The sequence below is a fragment of the Agreia bicolorata genome, from assembly GCF_000938265.1.
Lineage (GTDB): Bacteria > Actinomycetota > Actinomycetes > Actinomycetales > Microbacteriaceae > Agreia > Agreia bicolorata.
On sequence record NZ_JYFC01000002.1, the window covers coordinates 537,517 to 558,173 of the forward strand.

17 protein-coding genes are annotated in these 20,657 nt (G+C 65.8%); 8 read left to right on the forward strand and 9 right to left on the reverse strand.

Annotation, left to right across the window (positions count from 1 at the left end; translation table 11 throughout):
* Nucleotides 1-3: 3 nt before the first annotated feature.
* The 3 genes from TZ00_RS05985 to TZ00_RS05995 form a co-directional block, all read right to left on the reverse strand.
* Entirely contained in the window at nt 4-1,545 is a 1,542-nt protein-coding gene (locus tag TZ00_RS05985; protein ID WP_044439969.1) for a DEAD/DEAH box helicase, read from the reverse strand.
* 243 nt (nt 1,546-1,788) lie between these two features.
* Nucleotides 1,789-2,418, reverse strand: coding sequence for a DUF1684 domain-containing protein (locus TZ00_RS05990; protein WP_044439971.1), 630 nt, complete (start codon nt 2,416-2,418; stop codon nt 1,789-1,791).
* A gap of 9 nt (nt 2,419-2,427) precedes the next feature.
* The gene (locus tag TZ00_RS05995; protein ID WP_044439972.1) at nt 2,428-2,961 is read right to left on the reverse strand and encodes a hypothetical protein; all 534 of its coding nucleotides are present in this window, start codon (nt 2,959-2,961) and stop codon (nt 2,428-2,430) included.
* Nucleotides 2,962-3,091: 130 nt separating this feature from the next.
* Here TZ00_RS05995 and TZ00_RS06000 point away from each other — a divergent pair, with 130 nt between their 5' ends.
* Nucleotides 3,092-4,096: an isopenicillin N synthase family dioxygenase gene (locus TZ00_RS06000; protein ID WP_044439974.1), complete on the forward strand. Its 1,005-nt coding sequence runs from the start codon at nt 3,092-3,094 to the stop codon at nt 4,094-4,096.
* A 70-nt stretch (nt 4,097-4,166) separates the two neighbouring features.
* Here TZ00_RS06000 and TZ00_RS18710 read toward each other — a convergent pair whose 3' ends face one another.
* Nucleotides 4,167-4,433, reverse strand: coding sequence for a hypothetical protein (locus TZ00_RS18710; protein ID WP_139368631.1), 267 nt, complete (start codon nt 4,431-4,433; stop codon nt 4,167-4,169).
* 210 nt (nt 4,434-4,643) lie between these two features.
* Between TZ00_RS18710 and TZ00_RS06010 the strand changes: the two genes are divergently transcribed.
* The 3 genes from TZ00_RS06010 (at nt 4,644) to TZ00_RS06020 (ending at nt 6,850) form a co-directional block, all read left to right on the forward strand.
* On the forward strand, nt 4,644-5,807 hold the full coding sequence (locus tag TZ00_RS06010) for an AI-2E family transporter (protein ID WP_052521335.1): 1,164 nt from the start codon (nt 4,644-4,646) through the stop codon (nt 5,805-5,807).
* 36 nt (nt 5,808-5,843) lie between these two features.
* Complete coding sequence (locus TZ00_RS06015) at nt 5,844-6,146, forward strand: DUF427 domain-containing protein (protein ID WP_044439976.1); 303 nt, start codon at nt 5,844-5,846, stop codon at nt 6,144-6,146.
* A 92-nt stretch (nt 6,147-6,238) separates the two neighbouring features.
* Complete coding sequence (locus tag TZ00_RS06020) at nt 6,239-6,850, forward strand: HD domain-containing protein (protein ID WP_052521336.1); 612 nt, start codon at nt 6,239-6,241, stop codon at nt 6,848-6,850.
* 91 nt (nt 6,851-6,941) lie between these two features.
* On the opposite strand, the gene TZ00_RS06025 is transcribed toward TZ00_RS06020, so the two are convergent.
* The 4 genes from TZ00_RS06025 to TZ00_RS06040 all read right to left on the reverse strand — a co-directional run bounded on the left by TZ00_RS06025 (nt 6,942) and on the right by TZ00_RS06040 (nt 10,170).
* On the reverse strand, nt 6,942-7,433 hold the full coding sequence (locus tag TZ00_RS06025; protein ID WP_044439978.1) for a SprT-like domain-containing protein: 492 nt from the start codon (nt 7,431-7,433) through the stop codon (nt 6,942-6,944).
* Nucleotides 7,434-7,489: 56 nt separating this feature from the next.
* Nucleotides 7,490-8,005 (reverse strand): hypothetical protein, encoded by a 516-nt coding sequence (locus tag TZ00_RS06030; protein ID WP_238579595.1) that lies wholly within the window; start codon nt 8,003-8,005, stop codon nt 7,490-7,492.
* 76 nt (nt 8,006-8,081) lie between these two features.
* The gene (locus TZ00_RS06035; protein WP_044439981.1) at nt 8,082-9,254 is read right to left on the reverse strand and encodes a PQQ-dependent sugar dehydrogenase; all 1,173 of its coding nucleotides are present in this window, start codon (nt 9,252-9,254) and stop codon (nt 8,082-8,084) included.
* Nucleotides 9,255-9,279: 25 nt separating this feature from the next.
* Nucleotides 9,280-10,170, reverse strand: a complete 891-nt coding sequence (locus TZ00_RS06040; protein ID WP_044439984.1) for a spermidine synthase — start codon at nt 10,168-10,170, stop codon at nt 9,280-9,282.
* 288 nt (nt 10,171-10,458) lie between these two features.
* Here TZ00_RS06040 and rpoB point away from each other — a divergent pair, with 288 nt between their 5' ends.
* Nucleotides 10,459-13,947, forward strand: coding sequence for a DNA-directed RNA polymerase subunit beta (gene rpoB, locus TZ00_RS06045; RefSeq protein WP_044439987.1), 3,489 nt, complete (start codon nt 10,459-10,461; stop codon nt 13,945-13,947).
* Nucleotides 13,948-13,995: 48 nt separating this feature from the next.
* Nucleotides 13,996-17,874 (forward strand): DNA-directed RNA polymerase subunit beta', encoded by a 3,879-nt coding sequence (locus tag TZ00_RS06050; RefSeq protein WP_044439989.1) that lies wholly within the window; start codon nt 13,996-13,998, stop codon nt 17,872-17,874.
* Nucleotides 17,875-17,928: 54 nt separating this feature from the next.
* On the opposite strand, the gene TZ00_RS06055 is transcribed toward TZ00_RS06050, so the two are convergent.
* Nucleotides 17,929-18,693 carry a spermidine synthase gene (locus TZ00_RS06055; RefSeq protein WP_152631095.1) on the reverse strand — a complete coding sequence of 255 codons (765 nt, stop codon included), beginning with the start codon at nt 18,691-18,693 and terminating at the stop codon, nt 17,929-17,931.
* Nucleotides 18,694-18,831: 138 nt separating this feature from the next.
* Between TZ00_RS06055 and TZ00_RS18715 the strand changes: the two genes are divergently transcribed.
* The gene (locus TZ00_RS18715; RefSeq protein WP_152631096.1) at nt 18,832-19,827 is read left to right on the forward strand and encodes an FHA domain-containing protein; all 996 of its coding nucleotides are present in this window, start codon (nt 18,832-18,834) and stop codon (nt 19,825-19,827) included.
* The gene (locus TZ00_RS06065) at nt 19,824-20,648 is read left to right on the forward strand and encodes a PP2C family protein-serine/threonine phosphatase (RefSeq protein WP_044440425.1); all 825 of its coding nucleotides are present in this window, start codon (nt 19,824-19,826) and stop codon (nt 20,646-20,648) included. Before TZ00_RS18715 ends, TZ00_RS06065 begins: the two co-directional genes overlap by 4 nt.
* Nucleotides 20,649-20,657 lie beyond the last annotated feature (9 nt).

Here is a 20,657-nt window from a genome sequence, read left to right on the forward strand (position 1 = left end):
CGATTAGCCCTGGGCGCGGCGTCCCTGGCGACGAGCGCCGGCTCCATTGCCACCCGATGCGGCGGCGCCGGCAGCGTAGCCGCCCTGGCCGCCGGTCGACGTGGAGTAGGTGCGCGACGAGCCACCGGCGGGAGCCGCTGAGCGGCCTCCTCCGCTGCCGCCACGACGGGCTCCGCCGGCTGAAGCCGGGGCGCCTGCGGTCGCGGGACGACCCGAGCGGTCGCGACGGGGACGACCCTCGCCGCCGCTGGCGGACGGCGAACCGTCGCGCTGGGCGCGCTTGCGCTGGGCGTTGGCTCCCTGCGATCCGCCCTGGCGGCGCGGGGTGCCCTGAACCTGAACGGCGGCGCGGGGAGCGGGCTTGACCCACTCGGCCAGCTCGCCGACGAGCTCGGTGACGGCGGGGGAGTTCGCGGTGACGCGCTGCGGGGTGACCTGGATGGCCGCCTTGCGGAGCAGATCTGCCGTGTCCTTCTTCTGGGTCGGCAGCATCACAGTGACGACGTCTCCGGCGCTTCCGGCACGGGCGGTGCGGCCCGAGCGGTGCAGGTACGCCTTGTGCTCTGCCGGCGGGTCGACGTGAATGACGAGTTCGATGTCGTCGACGTGCACACCACGGGCGGCGACGTCGGTGGCCACGAGAACCTTCACATCACCGGCGGCGAATGCGGCGAGGTTGCGGTCGCGGGCGACCTGCGACAGGTTTCCGTGCAGGTCGACGGCGGGGATTCCCGCGTCGATCAGCTGGCGGGCCAGCTTCTTGGCGTGGTGCTTGGTGCGCATGAACAGGATGCGACGGCCGGTGCCCGAGGCGAGCTTCTGAACGAGCTCGGTCTTGGCGGTGGCGCCGTCGACCTCGAACACGTGGTGGGTCATGAGCTCGACGTGGCTGGTGGCCTCGTCGACCGAGTGCAGAACCTCGTTCTGCAGGAACTTGCGCACCAGCTTGTCTACGCCGTTGTCGAGCGTGGCCGAGAACAGCAGGCGCTGTCCGCCGCGAGGGGTCTTGTCGAGGATGCGCGTGACGACGGGCAGGAAGCCCAGGTCGGCCATGTGGTCGGCCTCGTCGAGCACGGTGATCTCGATGGCGTCGAGCGACACGAAGCCCTGCTTCATGAGGTCTTCGAGGCGGCCGGGGCACGCGACGATGATGTCGACGCCGGCCTTGAGCGCGGCGACCTGGCGCTGCTGCGAGACGCCGCCGAAGATGGTGGTCGACTTCAAGCCGTATGCGTCGGCGAGCGGCTGGAGCACGGCCGAGATCTGGGTGGCAAGCTCACGGGTCGGCGCGAGCACCAGGCCGAGCGGGCGACCCGAGCGGCGCTGGCCGCCGGAGAGGGCGCCGCCGAGACGGGCGACCATCGGAATGGAGAACGCGAGCGTCTTGCCCGAGCCTGTCTTTCCGCGGCCGAGAACGTCGCGGCCGGCCAGGGTGTCGGGAAGGGTGTCGAGCTGAATGGGGAAAGGCTCGGTGATTCCGGCGTTCGTCAGTGCAGCGACGACGGGCGCGGGAACGCCGAGCGAGGAGAAGGTGGGTGTTGACATAGCTGTTTCGGTGCCTTTCAGGCATCGGATCCGCAGCGTGACACGACGGCATCGCACAGAGATACTGTTTCGCACAGACTCTCTCGGCCATGCCGCGACTGTGCGGAAATGATGGCGAAGGTGCCAGTAGGCACTTCCGTTCGCCGTGAGAAAGTTTTCGCGAATTTCAGGCACGAGGCCCGAACCGCAAGGTGCGTTCTACGACGCAGGGAGCGCACGATCGCGCTCGCAAGTGGTTACAGTCTAGCGCACATACATCTCGCCGACCGGAATGCCGCCGGATACGCGGTTTCCGAGCGGTGCCAGAGGGCACGCCCAGGCCGGGTCGTAGGCGCACGATGGGTTGTAGGCGAAGTTGAAATCGAGCACCAGCGACCCGGGTGTGTCGCCATGCCCCAGGTGCGCTCCCTTGATCGAATCGATGAGGTATCGCCCACCTCCATAGGTTCCTCCCGTGGTGCCGGCGAGGCCGTCGCGAACGGGAATGAACAGTCCGCCGCCGTAGGAGCGCAGGCGCCAGACATCGAGCCTGCCCACCTCGGGGATGCTCGCGTGCCCGATGAGTTCGAACGGCACGACCCCGTCGGTGCCGGTCTCGAAATCGAAGCCGCCCGGCGCATCCGGGGCCGTGATCTCGACCTCGAATCGCCAGGCCGGGTCGTAGGGCGCGACGGGCAGCCCGGTGAAGCCCGCCCGGTCTTCGGGCAGCAGGGGGGTCTGCGGATGCGTGCGGAACAGTTCGTCGCGCCCGTCGCGCCACACGCCGTGGGCGGCTTCGGCGTTCACCAGCGCGAGCACGCGCACCTCGGCGTAGAGGGCGAAGACGCGCTGGCGCCAGTCGGCGACCTGGATGGCGGATGCGGCGGAAGTCATCGGATCAGGCTACGCGGCGATGTCGGGATCGACACCCTCTGCGCCGGAACCCGGAATCGGCTCAGGGTCGAACGCCCATGTCGGCGCGAGCTGGCGCAATCGCGCGCCCCGCCACTGCCAGAACGCCCACATGCCGTACCAGGCGGCCGGCGTCAGCAGGCCCGCGCCGATGATGAGCCGATCTCTGTACAGAGTCTTGCCGGTACCAGCGGGGTCGGGCGAGATCGCCATCTGGTGGTCCCACGTGGTGGGGATGGAAACGGCGCCCGAGACGCCGCGGCCCGAGTCGCGCACGATGCGCACCCCGTCGGGGCGCTCGAGGAAGGAGAGTCTGATGATCTGCTTGCCGAGGGGGATCAGGCCACCGCCCTCGATCTCGACGGGGTGCTGCCCGGGCTGCCAGATCGTGGGAAATCCGTCGGCGCTCAGCGAACGGATCTTCAGAAAAGGACTCGACACCTCGCGAAAGACGGCGGGGCTGCGGATGGCCCGCCATGCGGCATCCGGATCTGTATCGAGCACAAATTTCAGCAGAACTCTCATGTGGGGCCTCCTCAGCCCAGTCTGGGCGGTGCGGCAAATGACGACAAGTCGCGCTGGTGGCATTGCACATGTGCTCAATACGTCGTAATGCAATTGGCGTTCTTGGCGTCGGAGTGCCAGCGTAGAACTCATGACCAAGAGCCTTCCCGTTCTCGACTTCTCCCGTCTCGATGCCTCTGCCGAAGAGGCGGAGGGATTCCGTGATGATCTGCGCCGTGCAACCCACGACTACGGCTTCTTCTACCTCACCGGTCACGGGGTTCCGGAGTCGCTGGTGAGCCGCATTCTCGAGACATCGCGACGCTTCTTCGAACTGCCCGAGGCCGACAAACTCTCGATCGAGAACGTGCTGAGCCCTCAGTTCCGCGGCTACACGCGGGTCGGTGGCGAACTGACGCAGGGAAAGGTCGATTGGCGCGAGCAGATCGACGTCGGAAGTGAGCGGGAGACCGTGGAGCGAGGCGAAGGAGCTCCTGACTACTGGCGGCTCGAGGGCCCGAATCTCTGGCCCGAGGCCCTTCCCGAACTGCAGGATGTCGTCACCCGGTGGCACGACGAGTTGTCGGCTGTCAGCATCCGGCTTCTTCAAGCGTGGGCCCAGTCGCTCGGCGCCGATCCGCACGTGTTCGACGCGGCGTTCGCCGAGCGCCCGTCGACGCTGATCAAGATCGTGCGCTATCCGGGCAAGAGCGACCCGACCCCGAAGCAGGGCGTCGGGGCCCACCGTGACGGCGGCGCGCTCACGCTGCTGCTCGTCGAACCCGGAAAGGGCGGCCTTCAGGTCGCCTACGGAGACGAGTGGATCGACGCTCCTCCGGTGCCGGGTGCCTTCGTCGTGAATATCGGCGAGCTGCTCGAGTACGCCACGAACGGCTACCTGAAGGCCACGGTGCACCGTGTGATCTCGCCCTCCATCGGCAGCGACCGCATCTCGATTCCGTTCTTCTTCAACCCCGCCCTGGATGCGTCGATTCCGGTGATCCCGCTGCCCGCGGCCCTGCAGTCTGAAGCGACGGGAATCACGCCCGATCCGGATGACAGTCCGATTCTCCAGGTGTACGGCGAGAATGTGCTGCGCTACCGACTGCGCGCCCATCCCGACGTCGCCGCGATCCACCACGCAGATCTGCTCTAGCGCTGCTGGTCGAGATCCACAAAAAAGAGGGGCCCGTCGCGCGTAGCGACGGGCCCCTCTTTTTCGTGGATCAGTAGGTTGTGGTGCCGACCATAGACGCGGCGGCCGCGAAGGAGATGATCGAGATGATGATGCCGAGAACGAACAGGACCGCTCCGACGATGATGCCGATCTTTGCGGGCGTGTTCTTGAATCCGGCGGCCTTCGACTGCTGCAGGGCGACGATGCTGATGATCAGGCCGATCAGGTTGAAGACGATTGCCAGTACGAGGCCGACAATGCCAAGTGTCTTTCCCGGATAGTCGGTGCCGGGCGTCGGGGTCTGGAGGTTGCTCACGGTGCGTCCTTTGATCGGGGTGAAATGTCTGGAGTCGGGCATGGGCGCGCGGCCCGTACGAATCGCCCGCCTCGCTGTTGTCTCCATCTTTCTAGTGGAGGTGGGCTCCGGTCGTCAATCGTCATCCGCGAAATGGTCGTCATCAGCTTTCCGGGATATCGACTCGAGTCGATATCCGCAACGACCAATTGACTCCGCTACATTCGAGCAATGACACGAGCCGACATGCGTTCGACGGGCCGGCGCCCGAACACCTCGCCGCGAATCCGCTCGACACTCGGCAGGGCGCCCGGCCGACGAGCCGAACACGAGCGTGTGCCCCAGCGGCGCATCCGGTTCAACCCCTTTCTGATCGGCCTGCTCGGAGCACTGGGTGCCTGTGTCGGGCTCGGGGTGTGGGGCGCCATCGGTTCGCTGTCGACCGTGTTCGTCTACATGGGGATCGCCTACTTCATCGCGCTGGCCCTCGAGCCGCTGATGAAACTGGCCGAGCGGCACAACGTTCCGCGCTGGGTGGCATCCCTGGCGGTCGCCCTGCTCGCGCTCGCGGTAATCGGCGGGGTGGCGCTGGCTATCATCCCGAACCTCGTGCGCCAGGTGAACTACCTGGTCACCCATGCGAGCGAACTCACCGATCAGCTGCTCGCTCAGCCGTGGGTGATCTGGATCAGCGATCAGCTGGGCACTTCGCTCGACGTCGACTCGATCATCAAGGACATCACGTCGTTCCTCTCCGACCCCGACAAGCTGCTCTCGATCGGCGGCGGTCTTCTCTCCGTAGGATCAGGGGTCTTCGAGGGCGTGACCGCGGTCATCGTCGTGACCGTGCTCACGATCTACCTGACCCTCACTCTGCGCGGCGTCATGGCCACCGTCTACCAGGCGGTTCCGCAGTCCCGTCGCGCGGGCTTCATCGAGATCACCGAAGAGATCCTCGAGTCGGTCGGCAAGTACGTGGCCGGCCAGTTCGTGTTGGCGCTGGCCAATGCGACGATCACGCTGATTCTCGTCACGATCGTGGGTGGCCCCGCGCCGCTGCTGCTCGCCCTTGTCGCCTTCGTCTGTGCGCTGATTCCCGTGGTCGGCCCCATTCTCGGAACGACTATCGGTGCGGTGTCCGTTCTCACCGTGAACCCGATCGGCGCCTTGATCTTCGCGATCATCATGCTGGTGTACCTGCAGGTCGAGGCCTACGTGCTTACTCCGAGGGTCATGGCCAAGGCCGTGGCCGTGCCCGGCGTTCTCGTGATCGTGGCGGCCATCGGAGGTGCTGCCCTCGGAGGCATCCTGGGAGCCCTCGTCGCTGTGCCCGTCGTCGCTGCGGGAATCCTGATCTTCCAGCGCGTGATCCGTCCGATTCAGGACGCCAGGTAGCCCCGGAGGCGTAGCGTTGCTGCAGGAGGTTTCATCATGAAAGCAGTCGTCAACGGCACCGTCATCGCCGAGGCACCCAAAGAAGATCTGATCGCCATCGAGGGCAATTGGTACTTTCCCCCGTCGAGCGTGAACTTCGACCTGCTCACGCCCACCGACACGCCGTACACCTGCCCATGGAAGGGCGAGTGCCAGTACTTCAGCGTGAGCGACAGCGGCGTGAGCCTCAAGGATCGTGCGTGGAGCTACCCGAAGCCGTACCCTGCGTCGTTCGACCGCGTGGGCAAGGACTACAGCAACTACGTGGCGTTCTGGAAAGAAGTTCAGGTCACCGAGTAGTTCACGTCACCCAGTTAGGTGCGGCGGAATATCGTGGGAGGTTGGCCGGCCGGGCAGAGGTGCCCCGCCGGCCGGCTGAGTAGCGTCGGGGCATGACAGAACTTCTGCAGCTGCCCACCGGTGACACCGCGCTTCGCGCACTCGACTGGGTGCAGCGCACCGAGGAGCGCTCGATCGCCAACCACAGCGTTCGCACCTTTCTGCACGCCCGGGTGGTGGCGGCATCCGATGGTCTTGTCTCGGGCCAGGACTACAACACCGAGCTGCTCTTTCTGGCGTGTGTGCTGCACGACATCGGAACGACGGATGAAGCCGACGGCGAGCTGCGCTTCGAGGTCGACGGTGCCGATGCGGCCGCCCGCTTTCTCGCCGCCGAGGGGATGCCCGCCGCCGAGACCGATCTCGTGTGGGAGGCGATCGCTCTGCACACCTCCCCTCAGATCGCCGAGCGGCGCGGGCCCATCACCCGGTTGACACGCCTCGGCGTGCGCGGCGACTTCGGCCTCGAGACGGTTGAGGCTGCAGAGCGCCAGGCGATCGAGGATGCCTACCCGCGCCTCGACGTGGAGAAGCATCTCGGCGACGCGGTGCTCGAGCAGGCGCTGCGGAGACCGGAGAAGGCCCCGCGCAACTCGTGGCCGGCGAGCCTGGTGCGTGCCCATCTCGACGATCCGCACAACACGGGAGTCAGCGAGGCATTCTGAACTGCGGGTATCCGCGCCCAATAGGTGCATCCGCTGCTGGTCGAGTTGGGGCGGATGCGCCGAACGGGCGCGGATGCGGTTGCGGGAGGCGTCAGCCTCGGGCCGCCGCCTGGCGGCGGTGTGCCGGGTCGATGTCGCGGCGCTGCCAAGTGATGACATTTGCCGCATCGAACCGCTTGGAGCAGGTGCCGCACGCGAGCGTGCGAGCCGGCTTGCGATAGCGGAAGTGCTGGTGGCCGGCAGGGCAGACACCGGCCCACGGCGCCAGTTCGTCGGCGACCGAGCCGGTGTGCGTGCGCGAGCCCACGTATCCGATGGATGCCGCGATGCGTCGCCATGACGGACCGTGCCCCGCGCGATGACCCGCCATCGCGTGGGCGACCTCGTGCAAGAGCACCTGGTGGATCTCGTCGTCGTCGAACGTGGCGGCAAGGTAGCGCGAGACCGTGATGCGCTTGGTGGTGAAGCTGCACAGCCCCGCGCGGGTCTTCGCATTGTCGAAGCCGAACGACCAGACGTGAGGGTCGAGGTGAAGCGCAATCAGCGCGTCTGCCCAGACGCGTACTTTCGCAAGATCAGCCACGCAAAGACACTAACCCGACCGTGCGACATCGCCTCGCGAGAGAGAGCGTTCGCCGCTCAGGACTCTGCGAGAAAGGACTCGGTGACGGCTACGGCCACGAGTGAACTCTCGAGCTGATCGAGCGAAGCGCCCATCTTCTCGTAGAGAAAGACGGTGGCCTTGAAGTCGACCAGAGCGGCCTCGTAGTCGCCCATGTCGAAGAGCACCTTGCCTCGGGTGAGCTGCGATGCGGCCTCGAGCGGGCCCCACTCGTGCACCCTCGCCTCGTCGACGCACAGCGACAACTCGGAGAGGGCGGCCTGCAGTTTTCCCTGATATTGCTGCACCTGGGCCCGCCGGATTCGAGCTCCGAGCAGCTGCTCCCGGTCTCCCGAGAAACGGGTGTGACGCACGGCCTCGTTCGCCACGGTCCAGGCCTCGTCGAGGCGCCCGAGCAGACGGTACAGCCCGACCTTCTCGTTGAGGGCCGAGAGGCTGCGCAGCTGGCCCAGCTCGCCGAGCCGTGCGGATGCCGCAGCGACGTCGATCTTCTCCCTGAGGTTGCGAGGGTCGTAGCCGGTGATGATGCTCACTAGATCAGGTACTCCGTTGGTAGGCGCGTGGTGCCGCCGCGGCCGATGATCTCGGTCCCGCGGGCTGCGAACAACCCTATCCGGAGGTCGCTGCGAGAGTGACTCGATACAGCGTGTCGTCCCCCGAACGGGGTTCTCCGCGACCATCGGTGTTGTTCGTTATCAGCAACAGGCTTCCATCGCCGGCTGAGTGCACGTCGCGGATGCGCCCGAGCTGGCCTGCGAAGAACTCCCGGGACTGCGCTCCCTGGGTCGGATCGATCGTCCACAGCCTCTCGCCGCCGAGACCGGCCATAAAGACCGTGTCGCCGACGACGGCGATGCCGCTGGGGCTGGCGTCGTCGGTTCCCCACTGCGCGACGGGTGCCACGAACCGCGTATCGGCGCTGTCGATGCCCTCGACCACGGGCCAGCCGTAGTTCGCGCCGGGCACGATGACGTTCAGCTCGTCCCAGGTGTCCTGGCCGAACTCGGCGGCGTACATCGTTCCGTCCGGGCCCCACGCGATCCCCTGCGGGTTGCGGTGGCCGAGGCTGTAGACCGGCGAGCCCGCGATCGGGTTGTCTGTGGGGACCGAGCCCGAGGCATCCAGTCGCAGGATCTTGCCGCCCAGATAGCCCGGGTCCTGAGCGCCCTCGCGCTGGTTCGCGTCGCCCGTCGTGATGTAGAGCATGCCGTCGGGGCCGAACGCGATGCGGCCCCCGTTGTGGTTCGACGCCTTGGGTAGGCCGGTGATGACCTCGGTCGCCGGTCCGAGTGCAAGGGATGCTCCGGCCCCGGTGAGCGGGAACGACACGACCCGGTTGTCGCCGTCGGTCGTGAAATACGCAAAGAGGCGGTGCTCGGCGCCGTCGCCGTGCACAGCGATGCCGAGAAGGCCACCCTCGCCTGCCGCCGCAACGCCGCCCACACCGCCGATGGCGCGTTTCTGCCCCGCAGGGTCGACGAGTACGATCTGCGCGGAGTCGCGTTCAGAGATCAGGATGCCGTCGGCCCCGACGGGCGCGATCGACCATGGCGCCGCGAGGCCGTTGGCAAGCGCGGTCAGCTCGCCAGTGGGCGTATAGGAGCCTGTGAGCGGGGGAGTCGTGGGGGTGGTGGTCGGCGCCGACGTCGGAGTGGCCGACGCGGAAGCCGGCGGCGTCGCCGTCGCGACCGTGCGCTCGGGGCGCGGCGCCTCACATCCGGCCAGCACGAGCAGTGCGACGGCGCTCGCGGCGAGGGCCGAGGTGGTTCGTCGGATGCTCATGGTCGCTCCTGTCTGCGTGCCGTGGTCAGGGCTTGATCTGGAAGATGCTGCGCCCCGGCGGAGGCGACTTGACCGCGGTCTGGTCGGTGACGACGGGCGCACCGGCGATGAAGTTTCGCAGTTCGGCACCCGTGACGACCTTGGATGCGACGGGGTCGCCGGCCACGAGTCGCGGCATTCGCTCGAACGGCAGGGGAGAGTTCGACCCGAACATGACCACGTTGCCAAAGCGCTTGGCTTTCAGCATCTGAGAGTCGAGAACGATCGATACGTGCTCGAAGACGCTCGACAGGGTGGCCGCCTGCCCGCGGGCGAAGGCGAGGCCGGCGCCGTCGGCGACGTTCACCGCGACCATGCCGTCATCGGCGAGCAGCGTGCGGCCGAGAGTGTAGAACTCGGCGCTCGTGACGTGGGCCGGCGTGCGCGCGCCCGAGAAGACATCCACCACCAACAGGTCGACGTTGCCGACCAGCCCGGGCGGGAACGCGGCGAGCACCTCGCGCGCGTCGCCGTGCCGGATGCGGATCTGCGCGTCGCGGGGCAGGGGAAGCTCCCGGCGCACGAGATCGACGAGATCGCTTTCGTACTCGACGGCCTGCTGCCGCGAGCCGGGCCTCGTCGCGGCGACGTAGCGGGGGAGGGTGAGGCCGCCACCGCCGAGGTGAACGGCGGTGATCGCCTCGCCCTCGGGGCGCAGCAGATCGATGCCGTGGCCGATGCGGCGCACGTACTCGAAGTTCAGGTGGGTGGGGTCGTCGAGGTCGACGTGCGACTGCGGCGTGCCATCGACGACGAGCAGAAAGCTGCCGGGCGAGTATCGATCGGACTCGATCCGGGCGTGAAAGCCGCTTTTCGAGAGGGTGGCCGATGGATGCTCGGGCTCGGCCCGATCGGCGCCTCGCGTTGATCTGCTCATGGTTCCAGTATCCCTGCGCCGTGCTCAGGGAACGGGGGCGAACGCGGTTATACCGGAGATTCAGAAACTAATCAAGAAAAGCGGTGGACAGGCGCGTCGGATTCACCTATAGTTGACCTTTGCGCTCCCAGTAAAACCATGCCCTCATATCGCGGTCGGCAGCCATGGTCTTACATCCCCGAACTTCTTGACAAATGTAGGTCGAAGCCGGGTGCGATCGCAAATGAAACATCCTTATTAGTCAACCGACAGTACTGAGACCCGACGGGGTCCACGGAGGTTATTTCCTTGGCTGCTGCGCGCAACGCAACCACCAACTCACCCAAGACCGGGAGAAACGCATCGCGTCTCTCGTTCGCGAAGATCACAGACACTCTGACGGTCCCGGATCTGCTCGCCCTGCAGACCGAGAGCTTCGACTGGCTCGTCGGCAACGACATCTGGAAAGAGCGCGTCGCCGAGGCGAAGAAGGCCGGTCGTCAAGACCTCGCCAACAACTCGGGACTCGAGGAGATCTTCGAAGAGATCTCCCCGATCGAGGACCTCGGCGAAACGATGCAGCTGAGCTTCACCGCTCCGTTCCTCGAGCCCGAGAAGTACACGATCGACGAGTGCAAGGAGCGCGGCAAGACCTACGCGGCGCCCCTCTACGTCGAGGCCGAGTTCATGAACCACCAGACCGGTGAGATCAAGACGCAGACCGTCTTCATGGGCGACTTCCCGCTCATGACCGAGCGCGGCACGTTCATCATCAACGGCACCGAGCGTGTCGTCGTCTCGCAGCTCGTGCGCAGCCCCGGTGTCTACTTCGAGCGCGCCCAGGAGAAGACGAGCGATAAAGACATCTACTCCTCGCGCATCATCCCGAGCCGTGGTGCATGGCTCGAGTTCGAGATCGACAAGCGCGACCAGGTCGGCGTTCGCATCGACCGCAAGCGCAAGCAGAGCGTCACCGTCTTCCTCAAGGCCCTCGGCCTGACGAGCGAAGAGATCCTCTCCGAGTTCAAGGGATACGCATCCATCGAGGCCACCCTCGAGAAGGACACGATCCTCACAAAAGAAGAGGCGCTGAAGGACATCTACCGCAAGCTCCGTCCGGGCGAGCAGGTCGCTGCCGAGGCCGCGCGTGCGCTGCTCGACAACTTCTACTTCAACTCGAAGCGCTACGACCTGGCCAAGGTCGGTCGGTACAAGATCAACCGCAAGCTCGGCATCGAGAGCGCGCTGAGCAACTCGGTGCTCACGGTTGAGGACATCATCGCCACGATCAAGTACCTGGTCGCCCTGCACGACAACCAGACGACGATCCCCGGCACCCGCGAGGGCAAGAAGGTCGACATCCGTCTCGACGTCGATGACATCGACCACTTCGGAAACCGTCGCATCCGCGCCGTCGGCGAGCTCATCCAGAACCAGGTCCGCACGGGTCTGTCCCGTATGGAGCGCGTCGTTCGCGAGCGTATGACGACTCAGGACATCGAGGCCATCACGCCGCAGACCCTGATCAACGTGCGCCCCGTCGTCGCCGCGATCAAGGAGTTCTTCGGAACCAGCCAGCTGTCGCAGTTCATGGACCAGAACAACCCCCTCGCGGGTCTGACGCACAAGCGTCGCCTCTCCGCGCTGGGCCCGGGCGGTCTGAGCCGTGAGCGCGCCGGTGTCGAGGTGCGAGACGTTCACCCGTCGCACTACGGCCGTATGTGCCCCATCGAGACCCCTGAAGGCCCGAACATCGGTCTGATCGGTTCGCTCGCCTCGTTCGCGCGCATCAACTCGTTCGGTTTCATCGAGACCCCGTACCGTCGCGTCGTCGACGGCGTGGTCACGGCGACCATCGACTACCTGACCGCCAGCGAAGAAGACGAGTACATCGTCGCCCAGGCCAACGCGCCGCTCACCGGTGAGGCCCGCTTCGCGGAGAACCGCGTCCTCGCCCGCCGCAAGGGCGGAGAGGTCGACCTGTTCCCGGCCGAGGACATCGGCTACATGGACGTCTCGCCGCGCCAGATGGTGTCGGTCGCGACCTCGCTCATCCCCTTCCTCGAGCACGACGATGCCAACCGCGCCCTCATGGGTGCGAACATGCAGCGCCAGGCCGTTCCGCTGCTGCGCAGCGAGAGCCCGCTCGTGGGTACCGGTATGGAGGGCTACGCGGCCATCGACGCCGGAGACGTGGTCACCACGCTCAAGGCGGGTGTCGTCTCCGAGGTCTCGGCTGACGTCGTCACCGTGCAGCTCGACGAGGGCGGAACGCAGGACTACTACCTGCGCAAGTTCGACCGCTCGAACCAGGGCACCAGCTACAACCACCGTGTGATCGTCGCCGAGGGCGAGCGGGTCGAGGTCGGCCAGGTCCTGGCCGATGGTCCCGCCACCGAGAACGGCGAGCTCGCGCTCGGAAAGAACTTGCTCGTGGCATTCATGCCGTGGGAGGGCTACAACTTCGAAGACGCGATGATCCTGAGCCAGAACCTGGTGAAAGACGACGTGCTCTCCTCGATTCACATCGAGGAGTACGAGGTCGACGCGCGCGACACGAAGCTGGGTAAAGAGGAGATCACCCGTGACCTCCCCAACGTGTCGCCGGAGCTGCTCGCAGACCTCGACGAGCGCGGCATCATCCGCATCGGTGCCGAGGTCCGCCCCGGCGACATCCTCGTCGGCAAGGTCACGCCCAAGGGCGAGACCGAGCTCAGCGCCGAGGAGCGCCTGCTGCGCGCCATCTTCAACGAGAAGAGCCGCGAGGTTCGCGACACGTCGCTGAAGGTTCCCCACGGTGAGCAGGGCACGATCATCGCCGTCAAGGAGTTCTCTGCAGAGAACGACGACGAGCTGGGCTCGGGCGTCAACCAGCGTGTTGTCGTCTACATCGCCCAGAAGCGCAAGATCACCGAGGGCGACAAGCTCGCCGGCCGTCACGGCAACAAGGGCGTCATCTCCAAGATCCTTCCGGTCGAGGACATGCCGTTCCTGGCCGACGGAACCCCCGTCGACATCGTGCTGAACCCGCTGGGAATCCCCGGTCGAATGAACTTCGGCCAGGTCCTCGAGACCCACCTCGGCTGGATCGCCAAGCAGGGCTGGGAGGTCGAAGGCAAGCCCAAGTGGGCTGCCGAGCTGCCCGAGCAGGCCCGCAAGGCTGCTCCGAACACCAAGGTCGCGACCCCCGTGTTCGACGGTGCTTTTGAGGAAGAGATCGCCGGTCTGCTCGACTCGACGACCCCGACCCGCGACGGCGACCGTCTCATCGGCTCCTCCGGAAAGGCCCGTCTGTTCGACGGCCGCTCCGGTGAGCCGTACCCCGAGCCCATCTCGGTCGGTTACATGTACATCCTGAAGCTGCACCACCTCGTCGACGACAAGATCCACGCGCGTTCGACGGGTCCGTACTCCATGATCACGCAGCAGCCGCTGGGTGGTAAGGCACAGTTCGGTGGACAGCGTTTCGGTGAGATGGAGGTCTGGGCCCTCGAGGCCTATGGAGCCGCGTACGCGCTCCAGGAGCTCCTGACCATCAAGTCCGACGACATCCTCGGCCGCGTCAAGGTCTACGAGGCGATCGTCAAGGGCGAGAACATCCAGGAGCCCGGTATTCCCGAGAGCTTCAAGGTGCTCATCAAGGAGATGCAGTCGCTGTGCCTGAACGTCGAGGTCCTCTCGGCAGATGGAACGGCAGTGAGCCTGCGCGACACGGACGACGAGGTCTTCCGTGCTGCAGAAGAGCTCGGCATCAACATCTCCACCCGGTTCGAGTCGTCGTCGATCGACGACATCTGATCCGGCTTAGTTACTTAGCTGACGCAACCTTCAGGAGAAGAGAAAACATTGCTGGACGTTACAACATTTGACGAACTGCGAATCGGTCTTGCCACGGCAGACGACATTCGCAAGTGGTCACACGGTGAGGTAAAGAAGCCGGAGACGATCAACTACCGCACGCTGAAGCCCGAGAAGGACGGTCTCTTCGGAGAGCAGATCTTCGGGCCGAGCCGTGACTGGGAGTGTTCCTGCGGCAAGTACAAGCGGGTGCGATTCAAGGGAATCGTCTGCGAGCGCTGCGGCGTCGAGGTCACCAAGTCCTCGGTTCGTCGCGAGCGTATGGGCCACATCGAGCTCGCCGCCCCCGTTACCCACATCTGGTACTTCAAGGGCGTTCCGTCGCGCTTGGGCTACCTGCTCGACATGGCGCCGAAAGACCTTGAGAAGGTCATCTACTTCGCCGCGTACATGATCATCTCGGTCGACGAGGATGCTCGCCACGAAGACATGCCCGGCCTTGAGAACGAGCTCCGTCTCGAGATCAAGACCCTGTCCGACCAGCGAGACTCCACGATCGCGAACCGCCTCCAGCGGCTCGAGACCGACCTCGCGGCCCTCGAGGCCGAGGGAGCCAAGAGCGACCAGAAGCGTCGCACGAAGGACTCCGCCGAGAAGGAGATGGGACAGACCCGCAAGGCGTACGACGAGCAGATCGGTCAGCTCGAGCGCGTCTGGGAGGACTTCCGCAGCCTCAAGGTCGGCGAGCTCAAGCCGGAGGACGCCGTCTTCCACGAGCTCCAGGACCGCTACGGCCAGTACTTCAGCGCCTATATGGGTGCCGAGGCCATCAAGAAGCGCCTCGAGGCCTTCGATCTGGTGACCGAGGGTGAGAACCTTCACCTGCAGATCGCCGAGGGCAAGGGCCAGAAGAAGATCCGTGCCATCAAGCGCCTGCGCGTGGTGTCGTCGTTCCTGGCCACCGGCAACTCGCCGGCCGCCATGGTTCTCGATGTCGTTCCGGTGATCCCGCCGGAGCTGCGCCCGATGGTGCAGCTCGACGGTGGCCGCTTCGCAACGAGCGACCTGAACGACCTCTACCGTCGTGTCATCAACCGCAACAACCGTCTGCGCCGCCTGCTCGACCTCGGGGCCCCCGAGATCATCGTGAACAACGAGAAGCGCATGCTGCAGGAGGCCGTCGACGCCCTGTTCGACAACGGTCGTCGTGGTCGCCCCGTCACCGGTACCGGCAACCGCGCCCTGAAGTCCCTGAGCGACATGCTCAAGGGAAAGCAGGGTCGTTTCCGCCAGAACCTGCTCGGAAAGCGCGTCGACTACTCCGGTCGTTCGGTCATCATCGTCGGTCCCCAGCTCAAGCTGCACCAGTGCGGTCTGCCCAAGCAGATGGCACTCGAGCTGTTCAAGCCGTTCGTGATCAAGCGTCTGATCGATCTGAGCCACGCTCAGAACATCAAGGCCGCGAAGCGCATGGTCGAGCGCAGCCGTCCGCAGGTGTGGGACGTGCTCGAGGAGATTATCCGCGAGCGCCCCGTTCTGCTGAACCGCGCACCGACGCTTCACCGACTGGGCATCCAGGCCTTCGAGCCTCAGCTCGTCGAGGGCAAGGCCATCCAGCTGCACCCGCTCGTCTGTGCGGCGTTCAACGCCGACTTCGACGGCGACCAGATGGCCGTGCACCTGCCGCTGTCGGTCGAGGCCCAGGCCGAGGCGCGCATCCTGATGCTCGCGTCGAACAACATCCTGAAGCCGTCCGATGGCCGCCCGGTGACCCTGCCCACACAGGACATGATCATCGGTCTGCACCACCTCACCACGGTGAAAGAAGGGGCGATCGGCGAAGGCCGCGCGTTCTCCTCCGTCGCCGAGGCGATCCTGGCGCATGACCAGAAGTCGCTCGACCTCAACGCACCCGTGAAGATCCGTCTGCACGACGTGCACTTCGGCGAGAATGAGGGCCCGGCCGACTACGTCGACGGACCCGTCATCGTCGAGACCACGCTGGGTCGCGCCCTCTTCAACGAGGCGCTTCCGGCCGACTACCCGTACATCCAGGCTGTGGCCGACAAGGGCCAGCTCTCGGAGATCGTCAACGACCTCGCCGAGCGCTACCCCAAGGTCGAGGTCGCTGCATCGCTCGACCGCATCAAGGACGCCGGCTTCTACTGGGCCAGCCGTTCAGGTGTGACCGTTGCGCTCTCCGATATCCTGACTCCGCCGAACAAGCGCGAGATCGTTCAGGGCTACGAGAAGCAGGCCGCCAAGGTTCAGGGCCAGTTCGAGAAGGGTCTCACGACCGACCTCGAGCGTCGCCAGGAGCTCATCCAGATCTGGACCAAGGCAACCGAGGAGGTCGCGCAGGCCATGCGCGACAACTTCCCGAAGGACAACACCATCAACCGCATGGTGACCTCCGGTGCTCGTGGTAACTGGCTGCAGGTGCGCAACATCGCCGGTATGCGAGGCCTCGTGAACAACCCGAAGGGTGAGATCATCCCTCGCCCGATCATCTCGAGCTACCGCGAAGGACTCTCGGTCGCCGAGTACTTCATCGCGACGCACGGTGCCCGCAAGGGTCTGGCCGACACGGCCCTCCGTACGGCCGACTCGGGTTACCTCACGCGTCGTCTCGTCGACGTGTCGCAAGACGTCATCATCCGTGAAGACGACTGTGGCACGACCAAGGGTCTCGATCTGCCGATCGCGATCGAGGGTGCAGACGGCAAGTGGACCAAGGACCCGAACGTCGAGAACTCGGTGTTCGCCCGGTCGCTTGCGGCCGACGCGATCGACTCCAAGGGCACTGTTGTGGCCGAGGCCGGCGACGACGTCGGAGACGTTCTGATCGACAAGCTGGTTGCGGCCGGAGTGAACATCATCAAGGTGCGCTCCGTTCTCACGTGTGAGTCGGCCGTCGGTGTGTGTGCTGCCTGCTACGGCCGCTCGCTTGCCACGGGTCTGCTCGTCGACATCGGCGAGGCCGTCGGCATCATCGCGGCCCAGTCGATCGGTGAGCCCGGAACGCAGCTCACGATGCGTACGTTCCACACCGGTGGTTCGGCATCCGCAGATGACATCACGCAGGGTCTGCCCCGTGTGCAGGAGCTGTTCGAGGCTCGTACCCCCAAGGGTGCGTCCCCGATCGCCGAAGCCGCAGGCCGCGTGCACATCGAAGACACCGACCGCAGCCGCAAGGTCATCCTCACGCCCGACAACGGCGATGAGCCGATCGCCTACCCGGTGCTGAAGCGTTCGACGCTTCTCATCGAAGACGGTCAGCACGTCGAGCTCGGACAGCAGATCATCATCGGTGCTGTCGACCCCAAGGAGGTTCTGCGCGTCAAGGGTGTCCGCGAGGTGCAGAAGCACCTCGTCGGCGGCGTCCAGGGCGTCTACCGCTCGCAGGGTGTTCCGATTCACGACAAGCACATCGAGGTCATCGTTCGTCAGATGCTCCGCAAGGTGACTGTCGTCGAGCACGGTGACACCGACCTGCTGCCGGGCGAGCTCGTCGACCGGGCGCGTTACAACACGCTCAACCGCGAGGCGCTCACTCAGGGCAAGAAGACGGCATCCGCTCGCCAGGAGGTCATGGGTATCACCAAGGCGTCCCTCGCGACCGAGTCGTGGCTGTCGGCCGCGTCGTTCCAGGAGACCACGCGTGTTCTCACGCAGGCCGCCATGGAGGGCAAGTCCGACCCGCTGATGGGTCTGAAGGAGAACGTCATCATCGGTAAGCTCATCCCCGCCGGAACGGGACTGCCGCGTTACCGCGACGTCGCCGTCGAGGCGACCGATGAGGCGAAGGCGGAGCGTTACCCGAACCGCATCTTCACCGACGACGCGTCGTTCTCAGAGGCCGACCTGTCGTTCGTCGACTTCGACAGCTTCTCGAGCGACGACTACACCCCGGGAACCTACAACTAAGTAGCTCCTGCACAGAAGAGCCCCTCGCCGTTCGCGGTGAGGGGCTCTTCTGCGTTACTGGGCCCGCCAGGCGACCGGATGCGGCCCAGCGGCCGCGAGGGCCGGCATCCGATCGATGACGGCCGGGTCGGACCCGGCAAGAAGCACGATGTTGCCCGCCTCGCGACCGTCGAGCACGGCGGACGGGCCGATCATCGCTACGACGGGGAAGACCTCGGAGAGCGCCGCGATCTGTGTCTCGCTCCGAGCCAGGTCTGCGTCGTCGGCCACGTTCACGAGAACGGTTCCGCCGGGGGCCAGAACGCTCCGCACAGCCTCGAAGAAGGCCGGTGTCACGAGATGAGCGGGAGTCTCGAGGCCTGCGTACACGTCGCAGACCACGATGTCGGCACGCGCGCGCCACATCGATTCGGGTGCCGCGAGCGTGCGGAGCGCGACGAGCGCATCGTTCTCGATCAGCCCGATCTCCGCGGATCGGGGCAGGGGAGCTTCCTCGAGAACGAATGGCACGAGCCCGCTCTCGTGTTCCACTGCGAGCTGGTGCGACCCCGGTCGAGTCTCGGCGACGTAGCGTGCAAGCGTGAGCGCCCCGGCCCCCAGATGCAGCACGCTGATCGGTTCGGCCGCGTGCGCGGCCAGGTCTATAGCCGTTCCCATGCGTCTCACGTAGTCGTAGAAGAGGTGACGTGGATCGCGCGGCGAGATGTGTGATTGCGGCATCGAATCGAGGCTCAACGTCAGCGCTCCGGCGACGAACGGATCGGGTGTCAGCCGGGCGACCGTCTTCGACGGCAGCATCCTCTCAACAGCCTCTGGCACAGGCACGAGCCTATGCCGTCGGTGCATCAACAGCGGTGACCTCCAACGTAATAAACTGAGCCGCGACAGGCGACGACGACCGTCGACGGTGGGGCGGGAGTTCAGGTGAGTGCTGGGTTGATGCGCGTCGAGTGGCACATGCCGGTGACGCTTCACATTCACCCCGATGTCATCGATCCGAAGGCGAGCCAGCTTCGACGATCGGCCGATGGCGTCGTGCAGCTGCTGGTGGGGGCCGAGGTATCTGTGAAGGTCTGGCTGCGGCATACCGGTATGCCGGTTTCCGCGCACGTGGGCGAGGTCATCGGCGGCGTCACGTCGATGGAGCTCGACGACACGGCAGGCATCGACGACGACACGGTTCTTCACGCCGACGGAATCGTCGCCGCCGGCGACGCGGTGATTCAGCCGCTGATGCGAACGGGCAACGATGTCGACGACACGATCATCGGTCAGCCTGCCCTTGCGGGTGCCGAAATCAGACAGGCCGACATCGACGACCAGACCATCCTGGGGCAGCCGGCCGCGATGGCCGACGTGATCGATGATCCGGATGCCTCCGCCGATACGGTCATCGGCCCGGGGCGATCCCGTCCGGAGTCACCGACAGGCGGCGCTGCACCTGCCTCCGCGCCCGTCGTGACCGGCACGCCCCTTCTTCCCCCTGCACTGCCAGCCATCCCGAGCATCTCGGCCAGTGCACACGTCAATGCCGGGGTTTCCCCGACCGGCAGCCGACGAACGCGGATCGAGCCGGCCGGGGCATCCGGCGGTGCCACAAGCATCCTCGCTGTGTCTTTTCCCGACGGCCGTACTGTCGCCCTCGACCGCGCCGTCTACGTCGGTCGATCCCCGAAGAGCCCGCGCATCACATCAGGTCTCGTGCCCGAACTCGTCGCCGTGCCGTCGCCTCGGCGCGAGGTCAGCTCGACCCACGTCGAAATTCAGCAGGAGGGCCGTGCCGTCGTTGTGCGCGACCTCGGATCGACGAATGGAACCCGGGTGCGTGCGCCCGGCGCCGCCCCATCGTTGCTCAGCCCCGGGGCGAGCCGCGTGGTCGCGGTCGGAACTCTGCTCGACCTGGGCGACGACGTCGTGCTCGAGATCGTCGAGCGATCGGGCGCATCGTGGTGAGCGTTGCAGCCTCGACCGTGGGTGCGGCCACCATCGCGCTTCCTGACGGCGGAGGCCACCTGGGGCTCTCGTGGGCCGCCCAGACGAACACCGGGCTGAAACGCGCCGGCAACCAAGACAGCTATCTTGCTGCGGCGCCCGTCTTCGCTGTCGCCGATGGCATGGGAGGCCACGCTGCCGGCGACGAGGCGAGCGCGGCCGTCGTCGCGCGGCTCGCCGAGAACATCTCGGGCGACTTCGCTTCGACAGACGAGATCGCCCAGGCGCTCCGTCAGGCGAGTGACGACATCGGTGCGATCGCCGGCATCCATGACCGGGCCGGATCCGGTACGACCGTCACCGGAATCGCGCTCACCATGCAGGGGCAGAAGCCGTACTGGGCGGTCTTCAATATCGGCGACTCCCGCGTGTACTCGCTCGTCGACGGGGTATTGACGCAGCTGACGGTCGATCACTCGGCCGTACAGGCGATGGTCGACTCGGGCCGAATCACCGCGATCGAGGCGGAGTCTCATCCGAACCGGAACATCATCACGCGAGCGGTGGGATTCGGCAAGAACCCTGTGCCTGATCTGTGGTTTATCCCGGTCTCGCAGGGCTCCCGGCTCCTGATCTGCTCCGACGGACTCACGAAGGAGGTCGATGTCGATCTCATCCGCCTGCTTCTGTCGGAGGCGACCGACGCCGACGATGCCGCCGGTCTGCTCCTCGAGGCCGCGCTTGCAGCGGGTGGACGAGACAACGTGACCACCCTCGTCGTCGAGGTGGTACGAAGCGACGATGACGCCGACGCCGACACCACTCTTCCCCGCTTCGACTGAGTCGTGTCA

Coding starts and splice junctions, on each gene's coding strand:
- TZ00_RS05985 (WP_044439969.1), bottom strand. CDS start 1,545: ATGTCAACACCCACCTTCTCCTCGCTCGGCGTTCCCGCGCCCGTCGTC.
- TZ00_RS05990 (WP_044439971.1), bottom strand. CDS start 2,418: ATGACTTCCGCCGCATCCGCCATCCAGGTCGCCGACTGGCGCCAGCGC.
- TZ00_RS05995 (WP_044439972.1), bottom strand. CDS start 2,961: ATGAGAGTTCTGCTGAAATTTGTGCTCGATACAGATCCGGATGCCGCA.
- TZ00_RS06000 (WP_044439974.1), top strand. CDS start 3,092: ATGACCAAGAGCCTTCCCGTTCTCGACTTCTCCCGTCTCGATGCCTCT.
- TZ00_RS06010 (WP_052521335.1), top strand. CDS start 4,644: ATGACACGAGCCGACATGCGTTCGACGGGCCGGCGCCCGAACACCTCG.
- TZ00_RS06015 (WP_044439976.1), top strand. CDS start 5,844: ATGAAAGCAGTCGTCAACGGCACCGTCATCGCCGAGGCACCCAAAGAA.
- TZ00_RS06020 (WP_052521336.1), top strand. CDS start 6,239: ATGACAGAACTTCTGCAGCTGCCCACCGGTGACACCGCGCTTCGCGCA.
- TZ00_RS06035 (WP_044439981.1), bottom strand. CDS start 9,254: ATGAGCATCCGACGAACCACCTCGGCCCTCGCCGCGAGCGCCGTCGCA.
- TZ00_RS06040 (WP_044439984.1), bottom strand. CDS start 10,170: ATGAGCAGATCAACGCGAGGCGCCGATCGGGCCGAGCCCGAGCATCCA.
- TZ00_RS18715 (WP_152631096.1), top strand. CDS start 18,832: ATGCCGGTGACGCTTCACATTCACCCCGATGTCATCGATCCGAAGGCG.